This is a genomic window from Mariniflexile aquimaris, assembly GCF_042676825.1.
Taxonomy (GTDB): Bacteria; Bacteroidota; Bacteroidia; order Flavobacteriales; family Flavobacteriaceae; genus Mariniflexile; species Mariniflexile aquimaris.
The window spans coordinates 1-6,734 of the sequence record NZ_JBHTIB010000030.1; the positions used below are offsets into that span (position 1 = coordinate 1).

Below are 6,734 nucleotides of genomic sequence, written 5' to 3' on the forward strand. Positions count from 1 at the left end.
ATATAAATTAACAGCGTAAATTCAATTTTAACCTGTAGCCATATTTCAGGACAAGACATTTTGACCCGTTGCAAATTCAAATATTTTACTTACCTTTGACGTTAGTAACGTAAAACGAAAATATGATTATTTCTTTTGGCTCGAAAGAGACCGAACAGATTTGGAACGGAATCCGAGTTAAGAAAATGCCGGTCGAAATTCAAAACATAGGACGTCGGAAATTGAGAATGTTGAACAACTCGCAGGATATTGCCGATTTACGAATTCCACCATCAAACCGACTTGAAAAACTGACTGGAAAATTAAGTGAATATTACAGTATTCGGATTAACAAACAATGGCGAATTATATTCATATGGGACAAAGGAAACGCAAGCGAAGTGGAAATAATCGATTATCACTAAAAAAAGAAAAAAAATGGAAAAGTTAGCAAATGTACACCCTGGAGAAATCTTGAATTACGAATTTCTTGAGCCATTGGAAATCACAGCATACCGACTTTCCAAGGACTTGAAAATTCCGCAAACCCGAATTTCGGAAATCATAAAAGGAANTGCCTGTTGCACACCGTGTAAAAAAAAATGCTAGTTTTATACTAAACCAATGTTAGTTGCTTTGTTTGCTTGCATCCAATTTTAAGACAGATATATATAATATTTTCAATAAATTAAGAAATTTGATATGAGACTCGAATCTAATGCAACTATACAAATTCAAAAACCAGTAGAAGAAGTTTTTGAAGGGATTGTAAATCCAGAGAAAATGACCAAATATTTCATTTCGGAAAGTAATGGAAAATTGGAAACGGGAAAAGACCTGATTTGGAAATTTCCTGAATTTGATGATAAGTTTCCTATTAAAGAAATAAAATTAGAAACCAATCGTTCAATTTCCTTTGTTTGGGACCCAGAAACTGTTGTAATAATTACACTAGAAAAATTACCAGACAATAGTACCATAGTTAGAGTAAACGAAAACGGAAAGGAACTTAATGAGGACAACTTGAAATGGGCACTAGAAAATTCAGGTGGATGGGCAAACTTCCTAGCATGTCTAAAAGCCTATCTGGAGTATGGAATACAACTTAGAAAAGGCGCATTTGACTTTATGCGAAAAAAATAAAAAACGCTGTTAACAATGGCCAAAAGAAATTGTTTGGCCTCACCTACTTACGAAAATCCTCTCGGATTTTCTATTCGGTTTATATGCTTAAATTTAAACCTATATTATTCAAACTAAAGAAACACGTTGTGCCTCATTTTATAAGACTTTACAGCGGTGTAAAGAAATGAAAATTAATAAACTGGATTTTCAAAAAGAAACCATTCGGGTGAGAGGATACATGAAATTTTAATCTAACACCTTTAAAAAAGGTAAATTATTCTTATCTTTTAAAAAACTAAGGATTAAAATAAAAGTCTTAATTTTTTGATTATGAGAAATAAACTAAAAAAAGATTTAGGATTGTTCGATGTTTTTGCAATTAGCACTGGGGCCATGTTCAGTTCAGGGTTCTTTTTGCTACCAGGTATTGCTGCGCATTACACAGGACCATCTGTATTTTTGGCTTATTTAATTGCTGGCATATTAATATTGCCTGCTATGTTTAGCATTGCCGAAATTTCTACTGCCTTACCTCGCTCTGGAGGAGCGTATTTCTTTCTGGATAGAAGTTTAGGTCCTGTAATGGGAACTATTGGTGGCTTAGGAACATATTTTGCTTTAATGTTAAAAACAGCTTTTGCAATCATCGGTATTGGTGCTTATGCTGCTATATTCTGGGATATCCCAACTAAAACAGTTGCCATAATTGCAACGCTTTTCTTTATGGTTTTAAATCTGGTAGGTGCAAAAAAAACTTCTGCCTTCCAAAAAGTATTTGTTATTTTTCTTTTGGGTATTTTAATTGTTTTTATTGCCGACGGACTTTTTTCCATTTTCTCTGTAGAATCGATAAGAAAGCAGGCCATTGAATCTCAGTTCACCCCATTCTTTTCAAATGGTATGAGTGGATTGTTTACAACAGTAGGTTTTGTTTTTGTTTCTTATCTGGGATTAACGCAAATTGCAAGTGTTGCCGAGGAAATTAAAAACCCTGAAAGAAATATTCCCCTGGGAATGATTTTATCATTAGTTGTTACTGGACTCATATACGGTTTGGGTGTTTTTATTATGGTTGCCGTTATTGAACCAACCTCATTTGCCAACGAAATGGCGCCGGCAGCTACTGCTGCCAAAGAAATTTTTAAATGGTTGCCCGAAAATGCAGGAGTATGGTTAATGTCCATTGCTGCTCTTGCCGCATTTGCTTCAACAGGAAATGCAGGACTTTTATCAGCATCACGCTATCCCTTTGCAATGGGGCGTGATAAATTGTTTCCTGCTGTTTTATCAAAAATTGGGAAGAAAGGAACTCCAATAGTAGCTATATTGCTTACAACAGCCTTAATTATCTTATTCATCCTAATATTGTCTGAAGAAGGAATTGTAAAACTTGCAAGCACCTTCCAGCTTCTTATTTTCATCTTCATCAATTTCTCTGTTATTGTTTTCCGAAAAAGTAAAATAGAATCATACGACCCGGGGTATTTGTCTCCCCTTTATCCTTATATGCAAATTATTGGAATCATTATTTCGGTTATACTCATTATTTACCTAGGATGGATGCCGGTTCTTTTTACAACTGGTGTGGTTGTCATGGGGCTGCTATGGTATCATTTTTACTCCCGCGGAAAAGTAAAACGGGAAGGAGCAATATATCACTGGTTTGCACTATTGGGCAAGCATCAATACGACGAATTGGAAAATGAATTAATGACTATCTTAAAAGAAAAAGGCCTTCGTGAAGGTGACCCATTTGATGAAACTGTAATTAAATCGAAAATAAAAATATTAAAAGCCGAAACAGATTTTGAGGAAATATTAAATAAAGTGTCCGTTAATTTTAGCACGAAATTAGAGAGTTTTAAAGAAGATATTACGCAGAAATTTACCCATTCATTGCCCGAAGAATCAGTAATAACCTTACCCGGTGTTTTAATTTTTCATGATAAGTTTAAGAGTATTGCACACCCTTCGATGCAAGTCGTTGTTTCCCAATCTGCCATTAATTGTACAACGCTATTTAGAGATAATGAATTAAAAACTCCAATACACATCTGTGTTTTTTTAATTAATTCCGACGAAAATCCTAAACAACAGCTACGTATGTTATCTAGACTCCTAGATATTTTAGAAAGAGAACACCTTGTGAAAGCGATACTTAAAATGAATAGCCACAGAGAAATTAAGGAATATTTGTTGCAAAATGAGCGTTTTGTGAGCATAAAACTATTAAAGGGAACTCCACAAGAGGCAATGATTGGCCGTCAATTAAAAGAAATTCAGCTTCCCAAAGATGTTTTAGTTGCCTTAATTGAAAGAAATAATAAAACTTTTACTCCTAATGGTTCTACAATTTTAATGGCTGATGATGTTCTAACCATAATTGGAGAAATTAAATCCATTTCAAAATTATACAGAGAGTATATGATTTATGAAATTGAAAAATTAGATACTTAAAAAATACAACGACGCAACACCGTTTAAAAAACATTGCTTATTTTAGTTAAGCCCTTTAGTCGTTGCTTTGTTTTCTAACTTTTGATTTTTCATTCGGAAAATCCTCCACGCAAACAATCAACGTATCATACACCTAAACGATAGCCTATATTAGTAAAGTAGCAATTTAAAATCATTAGAAATATGGAACAGGAAAAAATGAATGAAATTTGTTGGGGAATTATTGGTGTAGGTGATGTTTGCGAAACTAAAAGCGGACAACCACTTATACAAACACCCAATTCTAGTGTAAAGGCTGTTATGAGAAGAAATTCTGATAAAGCAAAGGATTTTGCCAAACGTCATGGAGTTGAAAAGTGGTACGATAAGGCAGATGATCTACTGAATGATCCTGAGGTAAACGCTATATACATTGCAACGCCACCGGAAACACATGCTGAATATACATTGAAAGCAGCAGCGCTTGGAAAACCGGTTTATGTAGAAAAGCCAATGGCACGTTCATATAAAGAATGCATATCAATGGTAGAAGCATGTAAAAAAGCAAATGTTCCTTTATATGTGGCTTATTACCGCAGAACACTACCCAATATTCTTAAAGTAAAGGAATTAATTGATAGTGGTACCATTGGAGACATTAGGAGTGTCGATATAGCTGTACAAATGACCATTGAGAATGAAATTGTAGGAACGCATGATCATGCTAATAATTGGCGAGTTGATCCGGAAGTTGCAGGGGGCGGTTATTTTTACGACCTGGCTTCACATCAATTGGATGCACTCGATTTCCTTTTTGGTCCTATCACCGAGGCAAAGGGGTTTTCTGAAAATCAATCAAAAACTTATAAGGCTGATGATATCACCGTTGGTGTTTTTAAATTTAAAAATGGAATTATAGGAAAAGGCTTGTGGGCTTTTAATACCAGTAAGGCTTCACAATATGAAATGACTACAATAATTGGTAGTAAAGGGCAAATTTCTTTTCCTTTTTGGGGTGATCATCACGTTACTTTAAAATTAGAGAATGAACCTGTCAAGACATTTGAATTTGAAGTTCCTCAATACATCCAGGAGATACTTATCCAATCAATTGTTGATGACCTACATGGAAAAGGTAAATGTGTTAGCACAGGAGTTTCTGGTGCCAGAACAAATTGGGTATTAGATAAAATAGTAGGGAAAATTTAACTCGATAATTTCATTATAAAAACTTCAATTAAGACAGGAATATTATCTTATGGAATGTCTGGCAAGTTTTTTCATGCGCCATTTTTGAAACAACATCCTGAATTTGAATTATCAGGTATCGTAGAACGAACCAAAAAAAAGGGGCATTTAGATTTTCCGAATATAAAAAGTTATCATTCGGTAGATGAAATTTTATTAGATGATACTATTGAGCTTATTATTGTAAATACCCCAAATAAAACACATTTTGAATATGCTTTAAAGGCTATTAAAGCCAACAAACATGTATTAATCGACAAGCCTTTTACCGCTACTTCTTCGCAAGCAAAACAACTATTTAACGAGGCAAAAAAGAACCGTGTATTGTTGATGCCTTTTCAAAACAGAAGGTATGATAGTGATTATCTATCAGTCAAAGAAGTTATCGAATCTGGGAAATTAGGAAATTTAATTGAGGCTCATTTTCGATATGATAGATATAATATGGCAATTAACGAAAATAGTTGGAAAGAAGTGGCTGGACCGGGAAGTGGAGTTCCATTTAATTTAGGTTCACATACAATTGATGGCATTATCGCATTGTTTGGTATTCCTTTAAAATGGTCAAAATATCCTACATTTGTCCGCCCTAAAACACAGGTAGTTGATTATGTTCATATTCATTTACAATATCCTGATTCCTTACAAGTATTTGTAACGATTAGTTTTTTAGTTGCAGATCCATCACCTGCGTTTATCATTCATGGCGCATTAGGAACCTTTAAAAAGCACCGAACTGATGTTCAGGAAAATCAGTTAATTGAAGGAATGCTTCCAGACAATTCAATGTACGGGGTAGAATTACCAGAGAGTGAAGGACTATTAACTACGATAACATCGAAAGGGTTAAAAAAACAAGAAAAAATAGCTGCAAAAAGAGCAAGTTATATAAATGTTTATGAAGATGTTTATCAAACCATGAGAATGAACAAGGACTATCCGGTAACTGAAGAACAAATAATAGCCCAATTAGAAATTTTAGAATAATAACATTACTTCTTCAAAAAGAAAAATGACATGTTATCCTTATTCAAACTGAAAGATTTTTGAATAATCATGACAATCTATTTTACAAAACAACGAATGGTGTACAACGCATATAAAAAACACTATTCAAAACTAAGACATAAGTAACTATTTATTCTTACCTGCTTCTGAAGCCAAAGCATAGAGCCCAAGAAATAACCGAAACCTTTGTAAGGTATTAAAAAATGAAACGTCGAAAATTTGGCAGAGTAAAACAATTTCAGTCAAAAAAGGAGAGATATAACTAAAATAATTAAATGAAAAAATTAAAAGAACTAACGGATGCTAAAATTGAATCGGGTCGACTAGCTAATCCTGAGTTTATGAGTGGTGTTGATGCTATTTTTAAACAAGAAAAAGCCTTTGAACAAGGCAAAAATGCCATTAAAATTGGCCAGAAAGCTCCTAATTTTGAGTTACCGAATCCTGAAGGCAAATCAATATCTTTAAATTTTTTATTGGAGAAAGGTCCTGTGGTTATTACCTTTTACAGAGGTGATTGGTGCCCTTATTGTAACTTACAACTTCGAGCTTTACAAGCCAGATTAGATGAGATTGATGCCTTAGGCGCTACATTGGTTGCTATTAGCCCACAAGTACCTGATGGATCCTTAACAAAAGATGAAATTAGCAAGATGGACTTTATTGTATTGTCTGATCAAGACGCCAAAGTAGCTTTACAATATGGTGTTGCATGGGAAGTACCAGAGTTTTTAATAGAACACATGCGCGTAGATCGTAAACTAGATTTAAATAAAATAAATAATGGTAACGGTAATGTGTTACCAATTCCAGCAACGTTTATATTAGGACAGGACGGCGTAGTAACATGGAGTTATGTTAACGTTGACTATAGAACTGACCCGTCCTGAAATAAGGCTACATAATTTTAAACATTATGTATAGAAATGACAAAGTAA

General features: G+C 34.0%; 7 protein-coding genes. All 7 read left to right on the top strand.

Features of this window, described 5'->3' with window-relative positions; translation table 11 throughout:
• Positions 1–122 precede the first annotated feature (122 nt).
• Positions 123–404 carry a type II toxin-antitoxin system RelE/ParE family toxin gene (locus ACFQ0I_RS16425; protein WP_379944060.1) on the top strand — a complete coding sequence of 94 codons (282 nt, stop codon included), beginning with the start codon at positions 123–125 and terminating at the stop codon, positions 402–404.
• A gap of 13 nt (positions 405–417) precedes the next feature.
• Entirely contained in the window at positions 418–588 is a 171-nt protein-coding gene (locus tag ACFQ0I_RS16430; RefSeq protein ID WP_379944061.1) for a HigA family addiction module antitoxin, read from the top strand.
• Positions 589–681: 93 nt separating this feature from the next.
• Positions 682–1,122, top strand: a complete 441-nt coding sequence (locus tag ACFQ0I_RS16435) for an SRPBCC domain-containing protein (RefSeq protein ID WP_379944062.1) — start codon at positions 682–684, stop codon at positions 1,120–1,122.
• Between the two features lie 312 nt (positions 1,123–1,434).
• Positions 1,435–3,561 (top strand): amino acid permease, encoded by a 2,127-nt coding sequence (locus tag ACFQ0I_RS16440; protein WP_379944064.1) that lies wholly within the window; start codon positions 1,435–1,437, stop codon positions 3,559–3,561.
• Between the two features lie 183 nt (positions 3,562–3,744).
• A complete protein-coding gene (locus ACFQ0I_RS16445; protein ID WP_379944065.1) occupies positions 3,745–4,749 on the top strand; it encodes a Gfo/Idh/MocA family protein in 1,005 nt (334 codons plus the stop codon).
• A 39-nt stretch (positions 4,750–4,788) separates the two neighbouring features.
• Positions 4,789–5,775, top strand: a complete 987-nt coding sequence (locus ACFQ0I_RS16450) for a Gfo/Idh/MocA family oxidoreductase (protein WP_379944067.1) — start codon at positions 4,789–4,791, stop codon at positions 5,773–5,775.
• Positions 5,776–6,071: 296 nt separating this feature from the next.
• On the top strand, positions 6,072–6,686 hold the full coding sequence (locus tag ACFQ0I_RS16455; RefSeq protein WP_379944066.1) for a peroxiredoxin-like family protein: 615 nt from the start codon (positions 6,072–6,074) through the stop codon (positions 6,684–6,686).
• Positions 6,687–6,734 lie beyond the last annotated feature (48 nt).

Coding starts and splice junctions, on each gene's coding strand:
- ACFQ0I_RS16455 (WP_379944066.1), top strand. CDS start 6,072: ATGAAAAAATTAAAAGAACTAACGGATGCTAAAATTGAATCGGGTCGA.
- ACFQ0I_RS16435 (WP_379944062.1), top strand. CDS start 682: ATGAGACTCGAATCTAATGCAACTATACAAATTCAAAAACCAGTAGAA.
- ACFQ0I_RS16445 (WP_379944065.1), top strand. CDS start 3,745: ATGGAACAGGAAAAAATGAATGAAATTTGTTGGGGAATTATTGGTGTA.
- ACFQ0I_RS16425 (WP_379944060.1), top strand. CDS start 123: ATGATTATTTCTTTTGGCTCGAAAGAGACCGAACAGATTTGGAACGGA.
- ACFQ0I_RS16440 (WP_379944064.1), top strand. CDS start 1,435: ATGAGAAATAAACTAAAAAAAGATTTAGGATTGTTCGATGTTTTTGCA.